Raw genomic sequence first — 21,589 nt, 5'->3', positions numbered from 1 at the left:
TAAGTATTATGAGTGATTTTAGCAATTAGATTAAATCAAATGATGGAGAACCTTGACTATGAATCGAATTATCAGAGGTATTCACTTTATATATGCCCTTTTATTGCTTCTAGTGCTTGTAGTAGTAAATTTACAATTTAAAGATGCAGGAATCGTCCTTGCTGAAGAAGTTAAGCGAAATGCGATGCTCTCTGTGGATATTATGGATTATCAAGTCAACGAATGGGTTGCCGAAAATGCAAAAGTGATTTCTACAGCGAAAGATTATATTGAAATTCATTTGGAGGATTCAGAACTTATTTTGGAAATGTTAAAAGATAAGCTTAATAAGCATGACCTCTTTATGTCGCTTTATTACGGTTCAAGTGAGAATGAGCTGATTAATGCAAGTCTTTTTACCCCGCCCCCAGAATTTGATTTGAGAATGAGGCCTTGGTATCTTGAGGCTGTAATGGCGGGCAAATTGATTATCACAGATCCGTTTTTAAATGCGACAAAGGACGCGTGGATCGTTACAATCGCCGTTCCAGTATATGATTCTGATAGGGCGTTAGAAGGCGTTGTCGCAGGAGATATCTCTCTTGTAAAACTTGAAAGCGTGCTAGATAACTCTGAAAAATTCGGTCCAGGGATCACTTATCTGCTCAGTTCCAAAGGCGAAAAAATGGTTGAATTGGATCAGCTTGATCATGAGGCGTCTTCTGTAAATGCTTATGAGCTGATGAAACAATGGTATGCATTGCGCGATGATCAGGCGACTTCATATGGGATGTTAGAAGAGCAGATTGGTAATCTGAAGGGTTATTTTCATTATCATGAATTCAGTGAATTTGGATGGACACTGATTTCATTTGCACCCATTAATAATTACAGCGATAGCTTGATAAGACTTCAATTTTTTTCAATCGCTTTAAGCATCGCAATCATAGGAACTTTTATAGTATTAATTTTGATTTTAAGAGCGGTTATTGCAAAACCTTTGTTTGAATTTGAAGAGCAAGTGGCTAATATTGATCTTGATAGAGAGGTGGATCAACAAATTGTGCTGTCTTCAAATCAAGCGCTTGGAAAACTATCTGATAAAATCAATACCATGCTCAATCAGTTTTTCAAACAAGTAAAAACACTCAACGATGACAAAGATGAACTTATGGCACTTAATGAAGAGTTAGAGGCCACCTATAGTCAGCTTGTGGCAACAGAGCAAGAGGTTACAAGGCAAAAACAAAACTTTGAAGCTCTCTTCAGAAATGCACAAGATGCGATCGTGATGTTCGATCAAAATCATCAAATTTTAGAAATCAATGATGCCTTTGAAAAGTTATTTGGTTACAGCATTTATGAGATTTCAGGGCAGAATTTAGATGTGGTTTTATCGGATGAAAGCTACAGAAAAGAGGCTGAAAAACTTACTCAAAAGGTTTTTGGCGGCGAGATGGTCCGATTTGAATCCATACGGTATGGTAAACATATGACACCGCATCAAGTGAGTATTCAAGGGGTACCGATGACCTACCAAGGTGTTATGATCGGTGGTTATGGGGTGTATACGGATATTTCTGAACGCAAGCGAAGAGAAGCGAATCTTGCTTATATCAGCACACATGATGATTTGACAACGCTTTTTAATAGAGCTTATTTTGAGAAAAAGATTTCTGATCTCAAGACGATAGAACATTTGCCGCTGGGGATCATCATGATGGACGTCAACGGCCTAAAACTCATCAACGATGCTTTCGGACATAGAGCTGGAGATCACTTGCTAAATGAAATTGCGACACAAGTTAAGAAAATCTGCAGAAGAGGTGAAATTGTCGCAAGAATGGGCGGCGATGAATTCGCTGTTTTGGTGACCAAGAGTACTCATGAAATATTGGAGCGCCTAACGGATGAAATATTGGTATGTTGTAATCAAATTAAGGTAAACGAAGTATCTATATCCGTCTCGTTGGGACATGCTCAACTTGTAACGCTTGAGGATAAGATTGCAGATGTCTTTAAGACTGCAGAGGATTATTTAAATAAGCGCAAGCTTACGGAAGGTCCTAGCGTGCGTGGAAAGGCAATCTACGCCATTGTCAATACGCTACACGAGAAGAATAAAAGGGAAGAACAACACAGTAAACGCGTCAGTGAGCTCAGCTATGAACTGGGAAGAGCCTTAAAACTATCTGATCGTGAAACGAATGAACTCAAAACGATTGGTCTTTTACATGATGTGGGCAAGATCGCCATTGATGAAAAAATATTGAACAAAGAAGGGCATCTGACACCAGAAGAGTATTCGGAAATGCAAAAGCATCCAGAGATCGGCTATCGAATTTTGAGTACGGTTAATGAGATGAGCGAGATTGCTGAACATGTGCTCGCGCATCATGAAAGCTATGACGGAAAAGGATATCCAAAAGGGCTTAAAGGGGAAGAAATCCCTTATCTGGCACGGATTATTACTGTGGCGGATGCGTTTGATGCCATGACCAGTGATCGTACTTATAGGAAAGCAATGACATATGAGGAAGCCTATGAGGAACTCAGACGTGTGGCTGGGATTCAATTTGATCCGTCAATCGTGGAGACCTTTATTGAATATCTCGAAAGCACTAGAAATGAAGGCACAAAGGAGCATCATTATGGTTGATATCAAAATTGATTCAGAACTCAAATCAAAATTGCCAGAGGTTAGACTGGGGATTTTATTATATGAAGTCAGCGTAGCAGAGAGTTCTGAGGCACTTCAAGCTGAGATGACGGCTATATTTCAGGATTTTAAAGGGCGCGTAGCTGCGTCGGAGATTAGCAAGCTCCCCAATGTACTTAAAGCTAGGGCGGGTTATAGAGCCTTAGGCAAAGACCCAACGAAGTATCGGGTTTCCAGTGAAAAGCTCATGCGTAGAATCGCTAGAGGTGAAGGGGTTGACCGCATCAATAACATCGTTGACTTATCCAACCTCATTTCAGTGGTCTCCATGAACTCAATCGGGACTTATGATTATGATCAAATTCTAGGACCGGTTCTCTTTACGAGCGGAAAAGCCAGCGAGACCTATCTCAATATTGGTGGACAAGAAATGAACCTTGAAAATCTGCCAATTCTAAAGGATGCCCATAAGCCCTTTGGCTCAACCACGGCGGATTCTAGAGCAACCGCTGTAAATGAGGCCACTCAAAGAATTCTCATGAATATCATTTCTTTTGATGCAGAAGACCCTTTAGAAGCGCATTTGAATTATGCAGAGCAATTATTAAACAAATATGGAGCCGGTAAACCGATTGAGAAAAAAATCGTGGCGTAACTGTGTGCGGAATTAACGGATTTACTAAAAGGAGTTATATAACATGGCTGAACAACTTAGAACAAATTATTCAACGTTATGTAAACAGCTTGAATCTCAAATAACAGCATTCGAAAAAAAAGAGGGTTCGCAATCTGAAATAGAGTCTTATTTTAAAGCTTCATTTTCTTTTTTACTTAAATTGATTCAAAAAGAAAAGCATTCCAAAAAAGTATATTATGAAGAACAGTCTTTAGAGGCATTGATGGCTGAGAATCACAGTTATTATCATGAACTTAAACCAGAAGCGTATAAAGTAAGTTATGCCAATCCAGTCTATATGACATCTGTGTTTGGAAAAGATTTAGGGCAGAGATTGTGCTATGTCTATGCGTGTATAAGAGATGGCATTATCCCTGCATATCAAAGTGATCAATCTTTTCTTTTAGATTTGATACATTTTGTCTTTACGGTTTATGAAAATTTTATGAACATGGATGATGAGCAGGCCATTTCAGAGAGCATCATCGCAAAATTAGATCAAAATATCCGAGAATATCGTTGCAATAACTTGGAGATGCAAATCTCAAAGTATTTTGAAAATGCATTTACTCTAAAAAATCTATATAACACTGAGATAACAAAGTCTGCGGCGACATCTGCGGATTTAAAGGATTTGTTTAGATACGGCGTCTACATTTCGGATTATGAGCTCAAGACGGCAAGCTTTATTAAGGCATATCCAGAAGAAAAACTGGATAAAATAGCAAAGAGTATTGTGACTGCATATGTCACTGGATTCAAAAGGGATAACAAGGACATTGCCCTGAGGCATCAAGTGAGAATTGTTGCAAATGCAGGTCAAGAAAAGATGACTGAAAGGATACTGAATCATCTAAAAATCAATCATCTAAATGGATTTGTATCTGCTGTGGCCACCACAAGAATGGATCAGCAATATGAGTTTGATCATAAATTTGATATAGGCTTATACCTTGACGATGAAGTGAATAAACTTAGAATAAATGCCTTTAAAGAGGGGGGCAATAGATATGAGGCTGAGCTGAGAGACTACTCGGGCATTCTCTTCATAGAGAAATTCGGGGAAGAGCCTTTCAGCCCAGAAAGCAATGAAAGTCGTCTAAAACTGACAGAGCTTCAGCAGAAATTACAGCAAGACGAACATCAAGAGCGCTCGAAGATCCTAGAAGCCTATGTTTCTGAAACCGAAAGAAGCTTTTGTATTGTGGCATTTCCTTCGCCTGAAATTGGGGATCAATTTGAAGCTATTTTTGAAGATATCATAGACATCAACATGCAAGATAACGATAAAGTCGAAAAAATCCAGCAGACGCTTATTGAGGCGCTGGATCAAGGTGAGTTTGTGCATGTAAAAGGGATGAATACCAATAAAACAGATATTCTTGTTAAAATGCATCCCTTGACATCACCTGAAAAACAGACGAACTTCGTCAATTGTATCGCAGATGTCAACGTGCCTGCGGGTGAAGTCTTTACATCGCCACTGCTCAAGGGGACAAACGGCATATTACATGTGGATACTGTATACCTTGAAGGCTTCCGTTTTTTAGACCTTGAACTTGAATTCAAAGACGGTGAAATTACAAATTACACTTGTAAAAATTTTGACTTGGAAGATCAAAATAGAGCTTATATTGAAGAGAATTTACTTTTCCCTCATAAGAGTTTGCCTATGGGCGAATTTGCCATTGGGACGAACACCTTGGCGTATGTCATCAGCGAAAAGTATGGGATTGTAGATAAGCTGCCCATCTTAATCGTTGAAAAAATGGGACCTCATTTTGCAATAGGAGATACTTGTTTTGCATGGGCAGAAGATCACCCCGTTTTTAATCCGCTAGATGGCAAAGAGATCATAGCAAGAGATAATGAACGTGTTAGACTTAGAGCGGAAGATGTGGATAAAGCGTATACCAACTGTCATATCGATATTACGATCCCCTATGATGATATCGGCGAAATTGCCGTCCGAAAATCGGATGGGACAGAAATAGCCCTTATTAAAGAGGGCCGATTTGTACTTGAAGGCACTGAAGCACTCAATGCCCCTTTTCAAGACTTGGATTCATAATCTTTAAAAGCATAATCAAAGAGATAACCTACACCCCGGATACTTTTAATGAAGACTGGGGTGTCTTTATTGTCTTCTATTTTAGTCCTTAAGCGCTTGATAAACGTATTGACAGTGTTCTCATCATAATGTGCGGATTCCCAGACCTGCATGAGAATTTGTTGTCTTGATAAAACGGTCTGTGCATTATCGATTAAATAGAGCAAGAGATTAAATTCGGTATTTGAAAGCGAAATTTCTGTATCGTTTTTTAAAATTTTACGCGCATTTCGAATGATCTTGATGTTGCCAAATTCAATGGGCTGATAAGAACTTGTATGTGTGGTGTTATAATTTTCATAACGCCGGAGATGTGCTTTGGTTCGTGCCACGAGTTCCACGGGATCAAAGGGCTTGGTGATATAATCATCTGCACCGATGCCAAAACCAATGACTTTATCGTATTGACTTGATTTGGCGGTTAAGAAAAGGATGGGGATATTCGATTTTGCTCTTATTCTCTTACACGCTTCAAGGCCGCTTAGATCTGCCATGTTAATATCAAGGATCATCAACTGTATGCTGTCGTCTAATTTCATCAAGGCTTCATAGCCACTGTATGCCTTGACCACATCTATCTCATTTGCTTTCATGAACTCACTGAGCATAAACACGATGTCTTTTTCATCATCTACGATCATAATTTTATACATATTTTAGGCCCCTTTTATGTCAATTTGGTGTCAGTTTGATGGAATCTCTATGAATTTTCTAAATAAACAGATAATTTCATTATACTCAAATTGTAATATAGATTTAAGAAAATAGAAAGGGGCGGTTTGATGGAAAATGTAGCGGTTAACAAAAATGGGGTCTTATTTAAATTTATTTTTTACAGTCTAATTGGTGTTTTTATGTTCTTTGTACCCATAGAAATGGGTGGGAAGTCCACAATTCCCATTGATCACTTAGTGACTGGCATCAAAACACTTGTACCTAGCCTTGCGCCTGTGTACGCACTTATCGTTATAATCTTAGGGGGCATTTATCCGTTTTACAAAAAGACATGGCGCAAAGACACCGTGACAATTGTTTTTTCAGGCCTAAAAATTGTAGGCATTGGCGTTGCATTTCTCGCTTTTTTTAAGGTGGGTCCTGCATGGCTTTTTGAAGCAGACATGATTCCATTTCTCTTTGATAAGCTTGTGATTCCCGTGGGCCTTATCGTGCCAATCGGTGCAGCATTCTTATCTTTCTTAGTGGGCTATGGTCTGCTAGAATTTATCGGTGTGTTGATGCAACCGGTTATGAGACCGATCTGGAAAACACCTGGACGTTCAGCGATTGATGCCGTAGCATCTTTTGTGGGCAGTTATTCTATAGGCTTGCTTATTACCAATCGTGTTTTTAAAGAGGGCAAGTACACCATAAAAGAAGCTGCCATTATTGCCACAGGCTTTTCTACAGTGTCGGCGACGTTTATGATCATCGTGGCGAAAACACTGGGGCTTATGGAAATCTGGAACATTTTCTTTTGGTCAACGCTTGTGATTACTTTCGCAGTGACGGCGATCACGGTTAGAATCAAACCACTCAGCAGTAAGGAAGATCGCTATATTACTGGTGAAGGTGATCCAGAAGTTAAAATGGAGGGGAACATACTGGTCAATGCTTATAAAGAAGGCATGAAAGCAGCTGAACATTCACTGCCTCTTATGAAGAATATTGCGGATAACCTAAAAGATGGTTTCATCATGGCAATGGGGATTTTACCATCGATTTTATCCGTAGGGCTTATCGGGTTGATCGTTGCGAAATATACGCCTTTATTTGACTGGCTCGGTTACATTTATTATCCGTTTACGTGGCTTCTAAGGATACCAGAACCGCTATTGACGGCGAAAGCCATGTCCGTGGAAATCGCTGAAATGTTCTTACCCGCGCTTTTGATGACCGCAGCACCTATGGTCTCTAAATTCGTTGTGGCTGTGGTTTCGATATCCTCTATACTGTTCTTTTCAGCATCGATTCCGTGTATTCTTTCAACAGAAATTCCCATCACACTCACGGAAATTTTAATCATCTGGGTTGAAAGAACGATATTGACTTTACTATTAGCAGCACCAATTGCCTTTTTGATTTTTTAGAGATTGGCAAAACAGCTAAAAGATGAGATAGACTGTCTTTGGTAAATCGATTTTTACAAGTTCAACAGGCCTACTTTAAACAAGACAAAAAGAGTTAATGAGAAAGTGTTTTTAAGCGCAACTATGGGCTTAAAAAACACTTTCTTTTGATATATGGGGGGATCTGATACAATAGAAACGGGAGGTGACGTGAATGAGTTTAAGAAAGAAAATCATATTGTCCATTTGCTTTACATTGATCTTAATGATGGTGGTATTGAGCAGTTTGATTTACTCAAAGTCGGCCACCATTCTCAACAAAACTGCCACGCTCCAAATGCAATCACAACTTGAACGGGCTAAAGAAAACATCGATTTAAGACTTCAAATTACGAAGCTAGAGACTGAAAAGCTGGCTTTGGATGAAAACGCACTTTTATTTTGTGAGGGGAAGTTATCTGTAGAGGATATTAATCCCTATTTAAAGGATAAGATGGTGATGATGGATCAAGGTGAGGGGTATTATAAAGATCTATTTATCATGGATTTATTGGGTATTATCAGAGGTACCACCATGGTAGAAGCACAAGATATCGATTTGTCTTCAAGGGCTTATCTCAAAGCCTCTCAGGATACGCTCAAAACGGTTACCAGTGATGCGCTTATTGCACGTTCAGATGGTTCACTAATCGTCAACACCGTATCGCCTATCTTTAACCGTGATGGGGAGGTGATGGGATATGCGGGGATCGCCATAAAGGCAGCATATTTTTCTAAAATAGTCAGTGATCTTAAATTGGGAGATGAGGGATACTATGGAATTGTGGATTCCAACTATCGTATTTTAGCGCATCCCAATGCAGATCTTATTTATAAAGAGTTCCCCTATGAAATCAGTATGCTTTTAAAAAGGTCGATGGGCAATGCTGTTTATAACGGGCCTTCAATTTTTAATGAAAAAGAAAATGCGTTTCAAAGCTATAAATATATAGAAAGCAATAAGTGGTATCTCGTTGCAACACTGCCAGAAAGAGAGCTTTACAGCCAATCCATTTTATTGCTGAGTTATGTGATTATAGCGGGCTCGATGGGAATTTTGGTGGCCATTGGCATTGGTTATTATATGGGGAATCAGATTACAAAGCCTATTATCGCCATAACAGAGACCCTAGAAAATTTAACCTCAAGCCGACAGTTGATCGATACGGCAGTTGGCGCCTCTATAACGCATATGGAAGCGATTGACTTAGGCCATCTGGATCGGAATAATGGGCACGAGCCATCAGTTGGTCTCTATAAAAAACAGACGATCAGGAGTACGGGCGAGGATGAGATTGGCAATCTTCGATCTGCCATTTATGCACTCAGGGAATATTTGAGTTCCATGTCTGGATTCTTTGAGAAGGAAAGTGAAAAGTTGATGCGGGAATCCAGACAAGTGACGCAGTCAATCAACAGTATGAGTTTTAACACAGCGAAATTTATTGCCACATTATCACATGATTTAAAGACGTCGATCACTTTAATTAAAGGATATGCCAGAGGGCTCAATACAGGGATTATTAAAGATGAAGAGACAAAAGCGAAGTTTTTAAATGGCATATTGAGCAGTGCAGAGGATATTGAAAGCATCACATGCGATATTTTAGATCATGCTTATGAAGCGCAATGTGTGCCAAAGCTCAAAAAAGAATGGGTGTCTGTAAAACTTTTTTCAGAAGCACTTTTGAGCTCAACTGAAACGTATCTGCTTGAAAAAAACAGACGTTTTATCCATCATATAGATGAATTCGAAGATGAATTGCTCAATATCGACGTGGTCAAGATCAAAAGAGTTTGGCAGAATTTGATTAGTAATGCGGTTAAGTATTCTAAGGATGAAACACTTATAGAATGCGCCATCGAATATGATCTGGAAAACAAACGCATTCAATTAGGGGTTCACGATCAAGGCGTTGGGATAGAAGAAGCGCATTTGTCAAATCTTCAGGAGATGTTCTATAGAGCAGAGCGTGATGAGACTAAGGGTTATGGGTTAGGGCTTTTTATTGCCAGATCCATCTTGGAAGCACATGCCAGCAGACTCGAAATCAGTTCCGTTTGGGGTGAGGGGACGACGGTCTGTTTTTGTTTACAGTTATGTGACAACCTTGAAGGCGGTATAGACGAGGCAGAAACAAAGTGCTAGGATGAGTAAACAGATAAAACTCAGATATGATTTAGGAGGAACTTATGGACTATAAATTTGTAAAATTCGATGAAATCAGTGAAAGTGCTTATATAGATTACATTTCAGAATGGGAAAATAATAACGAGGTCATCGTGCCTTATGCGGCAAGATGCGAAGGGGAGCGCTTTGATACTTTACAGGCGAGATGGCAAAGTGATACGACAGATGCGGTGAGAGCAAGTGGCTTTGTGCCATCAACACTCTATTTTTTAGAGGACGAAAATCATAAACTGATAGGCGCTATTCACTTTAGACATGAGCTTAATGACCATTTAATGCAGCATGGAGGCCATATTGGCTACGGTGTAAGAGCTTCTGAGCGTCAAAAGGGACTTGCAGGGATGATGCTTAAGCAAATGTTAGATCAAATTAGAACAACAGAACCTCAACTTAAACGTGTTTTGCTCACTTGTGATGATTTAAATGAAGCCTCTGCTAAGACCATTGAATCCAATGGTGGTATTTTTGAGAACAAGGTCAGCGAGAAGAAATCGGATGGCGAAGTGATCTGGGTGCGTCGGTATTGGATTTCACTTTAGTCCGATATAAGTTAGGGTGCATACTTTTGGAGAGGAATGACATATGTTTTATATTTTGATACAATTGAATATGATTTTAATTCTTTGCGGCCTTTATGTGATTGTAAAAAATAAAATTAGGTCTTTTAGAGGCCTAAAGCCTGTTACGGTCTCACAGGAGATACATATGATTTTATTGATCGCATACGGGTTGCTGTTTATATTAAGTGGTGGATTTAGAGGGTTGAGTGAGAATGGTCCGGGGAATATTGGATTAAATTACGCGACGTATTCGGAATGGTTTCCAATCCAAATAATTAAAGAGTCTTTAGGCTTAATCCAATTTCATCAGTATATGGATCCTAATTTTACGTCAGAGGATGCTTCTAGGATGTTAATGTGGCAATTGGCCTTTTTAAAGGACCTCGGGAGAGTGTTTTTGGCATATGTGCCTATAGCATTTGGTATTGTTATTTTGCATAAGAAATTTTTAAAGGGTCTTGGTATAGCGGTGCTTCTAGAGAGTCTGCTCTATATTCAAACAGATATGGATTTTATAGGCGTATCCGTGGTTTTTTCTGTTGTCAGCTTTGGGATGGTGTTTCTACTTAATCGGATTATTCTGAAGCGATTTTCACGTCGGGAAGAGCGTGCTGTGACACATAGTATTGTAAATACAAAGGTTGAAGCTGATGACATTATCAGATTGAATGAAATCAATGAGATCAAATCACCAAAAACAAAGGTGTTGATAATCAGCATGCTTTTAATGTGTTTGTTTTTAGTGGGGCATGTGGAGACGCAGGACACTTATAGCGGGTATCTAGCAGATACAAAGTATACGACCAATGACTTGGTACTCTCTGATCAAGGTCTTATTTTACAGAAACCTGAGATAACGCGTTATGATGAGTTTATTAGAATAGATGGCTATTTAGAAGATCACATCCCTTTTGAATTGCCTTACGAAGTGGCAAGAAAAGATTATCATCTCAAATACAAATGTGGTGATTTGGAACTGGAGACGATAGGTTCTAGGAACATGCGGTTTAGTGTACGGTTAGATGTATATGATCCTAGGGATCCTTTTGTTCCTAATGCGCCAAAATTGAACCTTGCACTCTATCCGCTTGAAATAGAGGGCATTTCTCAAATTATGTACAGAATTGAAGATCCAAAATTGTTAGACCAATTTGAAGTGATTGATGAAAATTGGACTGAAATTGTACCTTATCCGATTTATGAGATGACTTATAGGGTGCCAAAATTTGAAGGTTATACTGCCTCGTGGTATCGCTTTCAAAATTTGAACCTCAAATCTGGGATTATCAAGAAGGGGCGTAATACCATGCACCCGAGTTATTGGGATGAAGTTCAAACCATTGATGAAGGTTCTACTCTGAAAATCACGGTGAGGTATGCTTATTATGATGTTAATTTTGATGAGATTGAGTCTGCTGATTTTACTGTGGAAAGCGTCGAGCTGGTCAAGGATCTTGGTGAAGTCTCAGGTGATCCAGTATTGGTTATAGAGGATAAATCCTATTTTAATTGAGTATGAGAAGGAGTGAAATTGTGATGAAAAAATGGATGAAAGTAGTAACGGTTATTTCGGGTGTCTTTGGTACACTATTACTCATGTCTAATTGGCTTTTGAAGTTGGTCTTATTGGGTGCAATGCATGCGGATGTTTCCAAGCATGAGGCGGGTTCTATCGGGATTATAGGTGGGGCAGATGGGCCTACAGCGATTTTTATTGGGACGAAAAGTCCAGAAATTGTTAAGTACATCATTGTGGTGATCTTATACACGATCACTGCAATTGGTATTATAAAATGGAGAAAGGGGAAAGAGTAGATGGGTATTATAGGCGCAGGTGCAGGTTTTTTAGTGATGATTATTTATTTAGCAATACTGGGCATGTCAATTTATTGCTTTGTATTGTTTATCAAGTTGGCAGTTAAGGGCATTGAAGCACTTGATAATTACAATTCGACGTTTAGGAATAAGTATTAGGGATAGAAGTTTTAGAAAATTATAAGGAATTATGGATAGGTTGAAAGTCGCTAGAGATCGGTAAACAAAAATGGTACCGATCTTTTTTAGCGATATGCTACAATAATAATTACCAAAATGTATGATGAGTTAGAGAAAATTTCATATAAGTAACATCATTGACAAGGAGTAGGTGATGGGAGTTTGAATATAAAAGATTTAATCGAATGAATTTTATGGAACGTAGAGGTAGTGGTTTCAAGAAAATCAAAGGAGATTATCGAAAAGAAGTTAATTATAAAGAAAGTCTTGAACCTCAGTTTTACTCTGACAATAAGTCGTTTTGGGTAACCTTGTATAATCTTAATTATGACGTTCCGATAGAAAAAAAGGAAAAAGTAGCTATTGGCGATGAAAAAGTAGCTATTGGCGATGAAAAAGTAACTATTGAATCAATAAATAGAAAATGTGAGAATGCAGGAATAACAAATATTATGAGAGAACATATAATAGAGTTTTATCAGTTGGCTAGAGAAGGACAGATCTTTGGTAGAAAAGATATTGCCGATTATTTGAATTTTTCATATGCGAATGCTGGAAAAGTAATAACAGCGATGAAAAAAGCCGAAATCATAACAACGGTGGAGGGCAAAGGCAAAGGCAAGTACCTCTTTAGTAACACTTTCATAAGTTTTGATGAAATAAAAGTAGACAATGTAAATCATTAATACCGCTCCAACTTAGACCGAACATTACATGTCTTAAATTTCGCATCCGCAAATACAACCGCCCAAACTACAGATTAATTTATTTTTCTTCAATAAGGGTCAATTGTACCAAAATAAACATTGTGATACAATTAACAATAGAGGGATACAAATAAATAATCTTGTAAGGGAGACGTAAAATGAAGGTAATTGTAGGTTTTTTAAAATTCACACCTGTTTTTTTATTGGCAGGACTGATGATCTCTGGCATGGGTCCGCTTATGGCTGCGCCAATTGCAGTTATATGGGCTGCTATTGTGGCGTTTATAACGGATAAATTGTCGTTTAACGATATCGTAGGTGCAGCAGTGGATAACGTTAAAGAAATGCAACTTGTCTTTTTTATTTTGATGGCAGCTTATGCCATGGCAGAAGCATTTATGTCAACGGGGGTTGCAGCAGCGATTATCAATGTAGCGCTGGGTCTTGGGATGACGGCTAAAACAGTTGCTGTAACCGCTTTTATCGTTACCGCAATTCTGTCTGTGGCAACAGGGACTTCGTGGGGGACTTTTGCAGCATGTGCACCGATTTTTTTATGGCTCAACCACATCGTTGGTGGAAATTTACTTTTGACCACTGCAGCGATAGCGGGTGGTGCATGCTTTGGCGATAACATAGGTCTTATTTCAGATACAACAGTTGTAAGTTCTGGAATCCACAAAGTTGAAGTCATCCATAGAATCCGGCATCAAGGCGTCTGGTCAGGGCTTTGTCTTTTGGTAACAGCCGTCATAATCGTGCTACTCAGTATGGGCTTATCTGGGGATGTGGCAAATGCAACAGATGCCATTAAAGAAATTCCTGCTGAGGTATGGACAAGTCTTAATGAAAAGCGGCCTTCAGCTGTAACGCTTCTCAATCAAGTTCAAGAAGGGGTTCCGACCTTTATGATAATCCCCTTAATCCTAGTGCTTATCGCAGCCGTAAGAGGCTTGCCAACGTTAGCATGTTTAGGTTTAGGCATTGCATCATCGCTTATTTTTGGTCTTGCAGCTGGAACTGTGGACTCTGTGAAATCCTTTTTGGGATTAGTGGAAGCGGGCTTTGCAGATGCGGGGTCATGGGTAATCGTCATGATGATGTGGGTAGCGGCTTTTGGTGGTATTATGGCTAAGATCAATGCCTTTTTGCCGCTTTCAAACTTTGTTGCCAGCATCGTTACGAATGTGAGACAACTTTTATTCTGTAATGGTGTGTTGTCTATATTAGGCAATGCAGCACTTTCGGATGAAATGGCTCAAATCGTCACAGTGGGACCGATTTGTAAAGCCCTTACCGATGAAAATGTCGAGGCCAGTGAAGCCGATATGTATAAATTGAGACTTAGAAATGCAACTTTTAATGATGCGCTGGGCGTCTTTGGCTCTCAGCTGATTCCATGGCATGTTTATATGGGCTTTTATGTGGGGATTGCATCGGCGGTGTATCCGTTGCATGAGTTCGTTCCATGGGATATTATCCGGTATAATGTCATGGCAATGGTGGCAGTGTCTTCACTTCTAATATTGACCTTGACGGGATGGGATCGCTTTATTCCCTTTTTCGGCTTGCCGAGTGAACCCGATGTAAGGCTTAAGAAATACATTAAAAAAGAGAAAGAACAGGAAATGACTCCGATGATAGAATCTGTTTAGAAGGACTTTGTAATCGTGAGTCAAGAAACGAGTGATTCACAAATAGGAGACAATTAAAAAAATCACCCCACAAGGCACAGTGTTTTTTGAACAAGGCTCTGTGTGGGTGATTTTACATTATTTTAATTAATAGGATTAACTCATTCTATAGCAACTTAATCAACGCTTCTAATTCTTCTGATAAAACCTTAGCGAGTTCAAAATTAGTCTCATTTAAAGCGATGGCAATCTGCGTTTCAACGGCCTTCTTCTTTTGCTCCATTTCTAAGTAGTTTTTATCAAAATGACTTTCATAAATCATTTTTCTGAATTTACGCATACTCATTTTTCGGACCGTCTTATTTTCAATGATTAAAACATAATCCATGCAGTTGGCAATGGTATAGTAATCATGAGAAATCATCAGAAGTGCGCCCTTGTAGTTCTCGATAGCCTTTTCAAGTGCGATTTGTGAATAGGTGTCCAAATGACTGGTGGGCTCATCGAGCAATAAAAAATTAGCACCTTGTGCGGCAACTTTAGCAAGCTGCAAAATATTTTTTTCACCCCCAGAGAGTGAACCAATCTTTTGATCGATGACTTCTTCTTCAAAGCCATAAGCTCGAATATACGATCTGATCTCGCCGTATGTTTTGAAGCCTGTATCAAAGAATTCTTGGAGTATGGAGTTGGACTCGTCCAGTATTTCTTCCTGAAGTTGAGATAAATAAGCGGTTTGGATAGCGTCGTTTATCGAGATAGACGCTTGATTGTTCTTAAAGATATCTCTCATTAAGGTTGTTTTTCCGGTGCCATTTGCGCCGATTAGGGCGACTTTGTCAGTGGAGTTGATTTCAAAGTTAACATTTTCCAAAAGAAGATCATCAAAAGCAACACTGTAATGACTTACTTTTAGCGCAATTGTATCCGCGATTTCGTGATCAGCCTTTAAGCGGATATTCGGTTGTTTGATTTCCACAAAGGGCTCTTTAATCCGACGCGCTTCAAGGCGTTCTTGAATTTTAACACGTGCTTTTAGAGATTTGCCTCTAGCCGCTTCTGAATCAGAAGTTGCGATTTTTCGAAGTTTTTCAATAAGGATTTCATTTCTTTCGATTTCTATGTTATCTGCTATCGCCAGCTCTTGGAGTTCGATTTTCTTTTGAAGTAGTGAGAAATTATAATCGATATAGCGACCATCAAACTCTTGAAGTTCTTTGTTTTCAAGGTGAATGATCTTATTAAAGCAGTGATTCAATAAATATCGGTTATGCGTAATCACAAGCATGATGCCTTTATGGGCATTTATGAGGTCCTTAAGTGCGTTTAAGTTTTCAAAATCTAGAAAGACATCGGGTTCATCCATAATCATCAAATTCGGACTGTTGAGCATTTCCTTGATGACCTGAATCAATTTAAATTCACCGCCACTGAGTTCAGACACCTTCAAGTCTTTGTATTTCATCAAGTTGGCAAGATTGAGCTTTTTATTGATATTGCTTTCAAAATCATGACCGTCAATGGCATCAAATGCATCTAGTGCGTGTTGATACTTTTCAAGGAGTGCGTCAAGTTCTGTGGCGGTTTCCATTTCAGTACAGATCGCAGCAATTTTGCTTTGCAAATGAATAAAGACTTCTGCGATGTATTCAAAAACAGTGGTATCTTTTGTTTTATCCAGTTGAGAAAACTGGCTTACATAGCCGATTCTGCAGTGTGGAAATAGCTCTAACTTGCCATCGAACATGTATCTTTCAGGATCCATGATGATATCAATAAGCGTACTTTTACCACTGCCACTGGTGCCGATAAAAGCACAGTGTTGGTCGTCTTCTAATGTAAACGAAATTTTATTGTATAAATCCTTTTGCGGAAACGAATAGGACAGTTGATCTACTTTTAACATATTATTACCTCTTCTTTATCGTCTTTCTATCATCAAAAAAGAGCCTTAAAAAACAAGCTCTTTCATATATAATCTTCTAATGCGTCATTTTGTGTTGGATTATTATGTAGTAACGTGATTCACGTGTGTTCACAGCTTGAAGCATAACACTTTTTACGACAAATTTCAATCCTTTTATAATTTGCCCATCCTCATAAAATGAATTATAATGGAACAAACAGCGTAAACGAGGATAAAACAATGAATTCATTATCTAAAGAGATCATTGATCCATGTGTCAATTATTTGAATAAAATTTTTGCCCCCCTTTTTATAATCGTATTCGGATCTTATAGTCGTGCAGAAGCAAGAATAGAAAGCGATTTAGATATTGCCATATTTTGCAATTCAAAATTAGATGCCTTTGACCTATTTGAAGCCTCCGGCGTTCTTGCAGAAATGATCCATATGGAAGTTGATTTGATCGATTTGAACAATGCAAGTACAGTCTTTGCAACACAGATTATAACAGATGGTCGTGTGATTTTTTGTAAAGATCAATACCAACTGGATGTCTTTAAAATAAAAACGCTTAAAATGTATGCTAGACTCAACGAAGAACGTGACTGCATATTGGAGCGTATAAAAAAGGAGGGATCAATCTATGGTAAATGATGTGGTACTTAATAAAAAAAGTGTTGTTGAACGTTGCTTAAAAAGAATTCGCGAAGAATATGATAATACACCCAGCAATCTGGACGATTTTACAAAACAGGATTCCATCATCTTAAATATTCAGAGAGCCATAGAGGCTTGTATAGATTTAGCGATGCATATCGTCTCTCAAAAAAGACTTGGAATTCCTCAATCCAGTCGAGATGCCTTTGATCTTCTTTATCAAAATGGTATTATAAAAGAAATGAGTGCACTGAAAATGAAATCGATGATTGGCTTTAGAAATTTGGCAGTCCATGATTATCAAAAATTAAATCTTGATGTTTTAAAACGTATTTTAGAGAGTCATTTAGGAGATTTTGATGCGTTTATAGATGAGATCAAATGAAATAGTGTCATGGAAAGATTAATTGTAAAAAGGACATCGTATAATTTAAGGAGGAACACATGAAATATAAAATGTTGCATACGTGTATAAGGGTAATGGACTTAGACAAGTCTCTTAAATTTTATCAAGAGGCTCTAGGGTTTGTAGAAAGAACTCGAAAAGATTTTCCAGAGGATAAGTTTACATTGGTTTTTATGACCGATGAAGATGGGTTATATGATATAGAGTTGACTTACAATTACAACCCTGAAAAGCCTTACACCATTGGAAATGGTTTTAGTCATTTTGCTGTATCGGTAGAGGACTTAGAAAAATCAAGAGAGAATCACATTGGAATGGGATATAAAGTGACTCAATTGATGGGGTTGCCAGGAAATCCACCTCGATTTTACTTTGTGACGGACCCTGATGGTTATGACGTAGAAGTGATTAGAAGCAATTAAGCAGCAAAGTTTAGCCAGTTCTAAGTGATTAGAAGAAGACCGGTTTTATAAAAAAAAGGAGATAAGTATGTCGTTTAAAAAAATAGATCGTGAAAGCGATGAACGTAAACAAGGCCGTAATTGTATCTTAGTTTATGGTTATGGCGCTTCAGAACTCGAACTTATTGAAATCTGTAGACAAAAATCGGGTATTGATGAAATTGTGGTTATTTCAGAGACAGAAATTGAGAAAACATTAGGGACCATTTTAGAAAAAGAGACGCTTAATAGGGTAAACTTGCCTGTGGAAGAAGCGTATTCACTTATTCCGACGATTATTTTTAGCGGGACAGCACATTCAGAACTGGATCGTTTTATAGAAGTATCTAAGACAGTAGCAATTCCAAGACCTATATTTGCAGGCACTACACCTCATAATTTGAGCTGGGCTTTCAGTGCGCTGGTGGAAGAACTTGTCAAGGAACGAGAAGAAATGAAAAAAATGAGAGCAATGAAGCAATAAACGCTCTGTGAAAAATAGAAGTAAACAAAAAGAGCATATCACGAGGCATATCTGATGGTTAAAACTTGAAGATATGCTTTTTTTATTAAGAAAATATGAAAAACAAAAAGTGTGACAGTTTTGTCTCTATAGTTCGGAGTTGTCATAAAGAGTATTTTTGAAAAACCGCCTGTGGTAAGTTGATCGATCATAGGCGGTTTTTTATTTCAACGAGCAGTGTGTCAAGCAAGTCTGTAAATTGAATGGCTAGTGCTGGGATATACTCTTCTTGTGAATCTTTTAAAGCGGTTTGAAGTGCTATGGCTACTTCGTGTAAAACCTTGGCGCCAATACTACCTGAGCTGCTTTTAATTTTATGAACGATTTGGATAGCTTCATCATAAGCATGGCTATTGATGGCATTTTGTAGTTCCTTGACGACATTCTGATTTTCTTCAAAATAGGTTTTTAGGATCATTGTGTATAGTGCCATGTTGCCACTGACATATTTTAAACCCTCTTCAACCTCTAAAACGGGTATCTTTGAATCGGAAAAAGAGGTTTTTAAAATGGCTTTAACCTTTTGGATGAAATCTTCTGGTTCGAAGGGCTTGGTAATAAAGTATGCGATGCCCGCCTCTTGGCATTTTTCTTTGACGCCAGTGATGGCATCGGCAGTCATGGCGATGATGGGAATCTGTTGATTGATAAGTCTAATTTGCGTGCTGGCCTCATACCCACTGAGTACAGGCATGTGTAAATCCATTAAGATGAGTTGAATATCCTCTTGATGTGCTTTGTAATAATCGACGCCTACTTGACCGTTTTCAGCGAGTGACACTTGATATCCACATTGCTCTAAAAGGGATTTTGCAATAAATTGGTTGGTCAAATTATCCTCAACTACAAGGATTTGATGCGGATATTCTGTGATGTCGTTTTCATCTTTTATAGTCTCTGTCTGCTCAGTATGAATTTCTATAATATTGATCTTAAAGAGTTCCACGATACCATTATAAAGAACGGATGGAATAATGGGTTTGGCAATACCGAGATTTATTTCTGCTTCATCGAGCTTGTCGTAGAGATCATCTCTAGAAAGGGGCACGAGTAAAATTGTTTTGGGAAATTGATTATGGAGATGGGGATTTGCGTTAAGTTTTTTTAAAAACGCGATGCCGTTAATCGTAGGGGATTCATAATCAATGATTAATAGATTATAAGGGGTGCTATCCTCTTGTGCGGCCATCGTAAGGAATTCTATAGTGCGTTCTTCGGTTTGGGTAAAATCTGCAATGATATTAAAAGTGTGGAGGTATTCCTTCAATAAATTAGAGTAGAAAAAAGAAGCATCATATACCAGTGCTTTTATATTTTTAAAATAAAGCGCAGCATCCGCTTTTCGCGTCTCGTAGTCTTTATTGTAATCAATCTCCAGCGGAATTTGAATATTAAAGGTAGAGCCAACACCCATTTCGCTAAAGACCTCTATCTTGCCATTCATGAGTTCGACGAATGTCTTTACAATGGACATACCGAGACCTGTGCCGCCAAATCTTCTGCTGATACTTGAGTCTGCTTGGTTAAAAGGGATAAATAATTGCCCTAACTGCTCTTTGGTCATGCCGATGCCCGTATCCTTAACGCTAAATTCAATCGTGTAATGGTCTTTAACTTTTGCAACCAATCGGATCAATAATGAAACTTGTCCATCCGTCGTAAATTTAAGGGCATTGTTGACGATGTTGAGTAGAATTTGACCTATTTTCTTGGGATCGCCCTTAAAAAAATTAGGAATATTGGCATCTCTGTGAATGGAAAATTCAATGTGTTGTTCTTCTATTTTATGAGAAGCGATATTTATAAGTTGCTCCAGTGTTTCATCGAGGTTGAAGGAAATGGTTTCAAGTTCGATTTTACCCGCTTCAATTTTTGAAAAATCTAAGATGTCATTGATGATGCTGAGCATATCTCGGGAGGCGCGTGTGATTTTTTCTAAATATATTTTTTGAGAAGCACCGAGATCCGTTTTTCGAAGAATATAGGACATGCCAGTAATGGCGTTAAGAGGCGTTCTGATCTCGTGAGACATTCTTGCTAAAAATAGAGATTTAACTTGATTTGCAGATTCGGCTTCTTCTTTAGCGGTGTTCAAGTCCGCTTCGATCTGTTTTCTCAGCTTAACTTCTTTTTTTAATTTGATAATCCAGTAGGAAGAAACTATGAACACAAGCAATACCAATGCGCCAATCATGCTCGCAACTCTATATATTTCTTGATAATTGACTCTGCTATCAACGCCGATCCAAGTGTTGTTTATAGTGGTTTTTTCTGTTTTAGTGATATCAGTGAGGGCTTTATTAAGAATGCTGATCAGTTCTGGCCAATCTTTTCGAATGGCAAGGTGAAGCGACTGAGGCAGTTGATCTGCTATTGAAATATAATTGAGGTTTGTGATGCCAATTTCTTTAGAAATAAAGGTAGACGTAGCAAAGTTGCCGATGAAGGCGTCATCATTACCCTCGGAAACAGATTTGAGAGCCTCCTCGACAGTAGTAAAGACGTTTAAAGTAATATCTGGATAATCTGTAAGGTAGCTGTGATGAGAGCTGTTTTTTTGTACAGCGACATTTTTGCCTTTTAAGTCATCGAAATTTTGTATTGTTTTGGTTTCGTTATTGATAAAGATGACGCGGTAAGTATCATAATAGGGTTCAGAAAAGAGAAAATAGGATTCTCTTGCTGTTGTTTTTAAAACACAGGAAAGACCATCCAATTCGCCGAGAACCGCCTTTTCATAGGCAGATTCCCAAGTGAGACCTTTGGCTATTTCAAATTGAAGACCTGTTTTTTTCGAAATAAGAGCGATATAGTCAGCGGCGATCCCTTTATAATTGCCATCTGAATCCAAAAATTCGTAAGGATAAAACTTTGGATCGGATGCCAAATAAATAATCGGATGATTTTCGATAAAAGTGAGTTCTTCTGGTGTCAAAGGCAATGGAGGCACAGTTGAACTTGAGAAAATAACAGGAAATAAAAGACTGAATGTTAAAATTATAGTGATAACTGTAAGATTTTTAATGTTTAATTTCATAAGA

The 21,589-nt window shown here is 38.3% G+C and carries 18 protein-coding genes; 15 read left to right on the top strand and 3 right to left on the bottom strand.

The genetic code is table 11. The annotated features are described in order from the left end of the window. Positions 1 to 58 precede the first annotated feature (58 nt). The 3 genes from F3D3_RS20865 to F3D3_RS20855 are packed head-to-tail and all read left to right on the top strand — an operon-like array spanning position 59 to position 5,385. The gene (locus F3D3_RS20865) at positions 59 to 2,638 is read left to right on the top strand and encodes an HD domain-containing phosphohydrolase (protein ID WP_069876375.1); all 2,580 of its coding nucleotides are present in this window, start codon (positions 59 to 61) and stop codon (positions 2,636 to 2,638) included. Further along, positions 2,631 to 3,293, top strand: coding sequence for a B3/4 domain-containing protein (locus F3D3_RS20860; protein WP_069876374.1), 663 nt, complete (start codon positions 2,631 to 2,633; stop codon positions 3,291 to 3,293). The genes F3D3_RS20865 and F3D3_RS20860 overlap by 8 nt, the downstream gene beginning before the upstream one ends. A 43-nt stretch (positions 3,294 to 3,336) precedes the next feature. After that, positions 3,337 to 5,385, top strand: coding sequence for an aminopeptidase (locus F3D3_RS20855; RefSeq protein WP_069876373.1), 2,049 nt, complete (start codon positions 3,337 to 3,339; stop codon positions 5,383 to 5,385). Here F3D3_RS20855 and F3D3_RS20850 read toward each other — a convergent pair. Beyond that, entirely contained in the window at positions 5,367 to 6,077 is a 711-nt protein-coding gene (locus tag F3D3_RS20850) for a response regulator transcription factor (protein WP_069876372.1), read from the bottom strand. The genes F3D3_RS20855 and F3D3_RS20850 overlap by 19 nt on opposite strands. A 129-nt stretch (positions 6,078 to 6,206) precedes the next feature. Between F3D3_RS20850 and F3D3_RS20845 the strand changes: the two genes are divergently transcribed. The 8 genes from F3D3_RS20845 (at position 6,207) to F3D3_RS20815 (ending at position 14,637) form a co-directional block, all read left to right on the top strand. Next, positions 6,207 to 7,511, top strand: a complete 1,305-nt coding sequence (locus F3D3_RS20845) for a YjiH family protein (protein WP_069876371.1) — start codon at positions 6,207 to 6,209, stop codon at positions 7,509 to 7,511. Between the two features lie 193 nt (positions 7,512 to 7,704). After that, a complete protein-coding gene (locus F3D3_RS20840) occupies positions 7,705 to 9,678 on the top strand; it encodes a sensor histidine kinase (protein WP_069876370.1) in 1,974 nt (657 codons plus the stop codon). 44 nt (positions 9,679 to 9,722) lie between these two features. Further along, positions 9,723 to 10,259, top strand: a complete 537-nt coding sequence (locus F3D3_RS20835) for a GNAT family N-acetyltransferase (RefSeq protein WP_069876369.1) — start codon at positions 9,723 to 9,725, stop codon at positions 10,257 to 10,259. 166 nt (positions 10,260 to 10,425) lie between these two features. Then, the gene (locus F3D3_RS20830) at positions 10,426 to 11,793 is read left to right on the top strand and encodes a hypothetical protein (RefSeq protein ID WP_139132166.1); all 1,368 of its coding nucleotides are present in this window, start codon (positions 10,426 to 10,428) and stop codon (positions 11,791 to 11,793) included. Positions 11,794 to 11,816: 23 nt separating this feature from the next. After that, positions 11,817 to 12,095, top strand: a complete 279-nt coding sequence (locus tag F3D3_RS20825; protein WP_069876367.1) for a sodium ion-translocating decarboxylase subunit beta — start codon at positions 11,817 to 11,819, stop codon at positions 12,093 to 12,095. Continuing rightward, positions 12,096 to 12,254 (top strand): hypothetical protein, encoded by a 159-nt coding sequence (locus F3D3_RS24310; RefSeq protein WP_175438440.1) that lies wholly within the window; start codon positions 12,096 to 12,098, stop codon positions 12,252 to 12,254. A gap of 206 nt (positions 12,255 to 12,460) precedes the next feature. Further along, positions 12,461 to 12,961, top strand: coding sequence for a hypothetical protein (locus F3D3_RS20820; RefSeq protein ID WP_069876366.1), 501 nt, complete (start codon positions 12,461 to 12,463; stop codon positions 12,959 to 12,961). 179 nt (positions 12,962 to 13,140) lie between these two features. Next, positions 13,141 to 14,637: a Na+/H+ antiporter NhaC family protein gene (locus F3D3_RS20815; protein WP_069876365.1), complete on the top strand. Its 1,497-nt coding sequence runs from the start codon at positions 13,141 to 13,143 to the stop codon at positions 14,635 to 14,637. Between the two features lie 145 nt (positions 14,638 to 14,782). Here the strand turns inward: F3D3_RS20815 and F3D3_RS20810 are convergent, their stop codons facing one another. After that, positions 14,783 to 16,522 (bottom strand): ABC-F family ATP-binding cassette domain-containing protein, encoded by a 1,740-nt coding sequence (locus F3D3_RS20810; protein WP_069876364.1) that lies wholly within the window; start codon positions 16,520 to 16,522, stop codon positions 14,783 to 14,785. Positions 16,523 to 16,762: 240 nt separating this feature from the next. Here F3D3_RS20810 and F3D3_RS20805 point away from each other — a divergent pair, with 240 nt between their 5' ends. From F3D3_RS20805 to F3D3_RS20790, 4 genes are all read left to right on the top strand, one after another. After that, positions 16,763 to 17,176: a nucleotidyltransferase domain-containing protein gene (locus tag F3D3_RS20805; protein WP_084389212.1), complete on the top strand. Its 414-nt coding sequence runs from the start codon at positions 16,763 to 16,765 to the stop codon at positions 17,174 to 17,176. Next, a complete protein-coding gene (locus tag F3D3_RS20800; protein WP_069876363.1) occupies positions 17,166 to 17,564 on the top strand; it encodes a DUF86 domain-containing protein in 399 nt (132 codons plus the stop codon). Before F3D3_RS20805 ends, F3D3_RS20800 begins: the two co-directional genes overlap by 11 nt. Positions 17,565 to 17,623: 59 nt before the next feature. After that, positions 17,624 to 18,007, top strand: coding sequence for a VOC family protein (locus F3D3_RS20795; RefSeq protein ID WP_069876362.1), 384 nt, complete (start codon positions 17,624 to 17,626; stop codon positions 18,005 to 18,007). Positions 18,008 to 18,074: 67 nt separating this feature from the next. After that, positions 18,075 to 18,509 carry a DUF3783 domain-containing protein gene (locus F3D3_RS20790; protein ID WP_069876361.1) on the top strand — a complete coding sequence of 145 codons (435 nt, stop codon included), beginning with the start codon at positions 18,075 to 18,077 and terminating at the stop codon, positions 18,507 to 18,509. Between the two features lie 187 nt (positions 18,510 to 18,696). Here F3D3_RS20790 and F3D3_RS20785 read toward each other — a convergent pair whose 3' ends face one another. Beyond that, the gene (locus F3D3_RS20785) at positions 18,697 to 21,585 is read right to left on the bottom strand and encodes a response regulator (RefSeq protein WP_069876360.1); all 2,889 of its coding nucleotides are present in this window, start codon (positions 21,583 to 21,585) and stop codon (positions 18,697 to 18,699) included. Between the last annotated feature and the right edge of the window lie 4 nt (positions 21,586 to 21,589).

The organism is Fusibacter sp. 3D3, from assembly GCF_001748365.1.
Lineage (GTDB): Bacteria > Bacillota > Clostridia > Peptostreptococcales > Acidaminobacteraceae > Fusibacter_A.
This window is presented reverse-complemented; position numbering and strand designations above follow the sequence as displayed.

Excerpts from the sequence above, each read along its gene's own strand:
- F3D3_RS20865 (WP_069876375.1), top strand. The coding sequence starts at position 59 with ATGAATCGAATTATCAGAGGTATTCACTTTATATATGCCCTTTTATTG.
- F3D3_RS20860 (WP_069876374.1), top strand. The coding sequence starts at position 2,631 with ATGGTTGATATCAAAATTGATTCAGAACTCAAATCAAAATTGCCAGAG.
- F3D3_RS20855 (WP_069876373.1), top strand. The coding sequence starts at position 3,337 with ATGGCTGAACAACTTAGAACAAATTATTCAACGTTATGTAAACAGCTT.
- F3D3_RS20850 (WP_069876372.1), bottom strand. The coding sequence starts at position 6,077 with ATGTATAAAATTATGATCGTAGATGATGAAAAAGACATCGTGTTTATG.
- F3D3_RS20845 (WP_069876371.1), top strand. The coding sequence starts at position 6,207 with ATGGAAAATGTAGCGGTTAACAAAAATGGGGTCTTATTTAAATTTATT.
- F3D3_RS20840 (WP_069876370.1), top strand. The coding sequence starts at position 7,705 with ATGAGTTTAAGAAAGAAAATCATATTGTCCATTTGCTTTACATTGATC.
- F3D3_RS20835 (WP_069876369.1), top strand. The coding sequence starts at position 9,723 with ATGGACTATAAATTTGTAAAATTCGATGAAATCAGTGAAAGTGCTTAT.
- F3D3_RS20830 (WP_139132166.1), top strand. The coding sequence starts at position 10,426 with ATGATTTTATTGATCGCATACGGGTTGCTGTTTATATTAAGTGGTGGA.
- F3D3_RS20825 (WP_069876367.1), top strand. The coding sequence starts at position 11,817 with ATGAAAAAATGGATGAAAGTAGTAACGGTTATTTCGGGTGTCTTTGGT.
- F3D3_RS24310 (WP_175438440.1), top strand. The coding sequence starts at position 12,096 with ATGGGTATTATAGGCGCAGGTGCAGGTTTTTTAGTGATGATTATTTAT.
- F3D3_RS20820 (WP_069876366.1), top strand. The coding sequence starts at position 12,461 with ATGAATTTTATGGAACGTAGAGGTAGTGGTTTCAAGAAAATCAAAGGA.
- F3D3_RS20815 (WP_069876365.1), top strand. The coding sequence starts at position 13,141 with ATGAAGGTAATTGTAGGTTTTTTAAAATTCACACCTGTTTTTTTATTG.
- F3D3_RS20810 (WP_069876364.1), bottom strand. The coding sequence starts at position 16,522 with ATGTTAAAAGTAGATCAACTGTCCTATTCGTTTCCGCAAAAGGATTTA.
- F3D3_RS20805 (WP_084389212.1), top strand. The coding sequence starts at position 16,763 with ATGAATTCATTATCTAAAGAGATCATTGATCCATGTGTCAATTATTTG.
- F3D3_RS20800 (WP_069876363.1), top strand. The coding sequence starts at position 17,166 with ATGGTAAATGATGTGGTACTTAATAAAAAAAGTGTTGTTGAACGTTGC.
- F3D3_RS20795 (WP_069876362.1), top strand. The coding sequence starts at position 17,624 with ATGAAATATAAAATGTTGCATACGTGTATAAGGGTAATGGACTTAGAC.
- F3D3_RS20790 (WP_069876361.1), top strand. The coding sequence starts at position 18,075 with ATGTCGTTTAAAAAAATAGATCGTGAAAGCGATGAACGTAAACAAGGC.
- F3D3_RS20785 (WP_069876360.1), bottom strand. The coding sequence starts at position 21,585 with ATGAAATTAAACATTAAAAATCTTACAGTTATCACTATAATTTTAACA.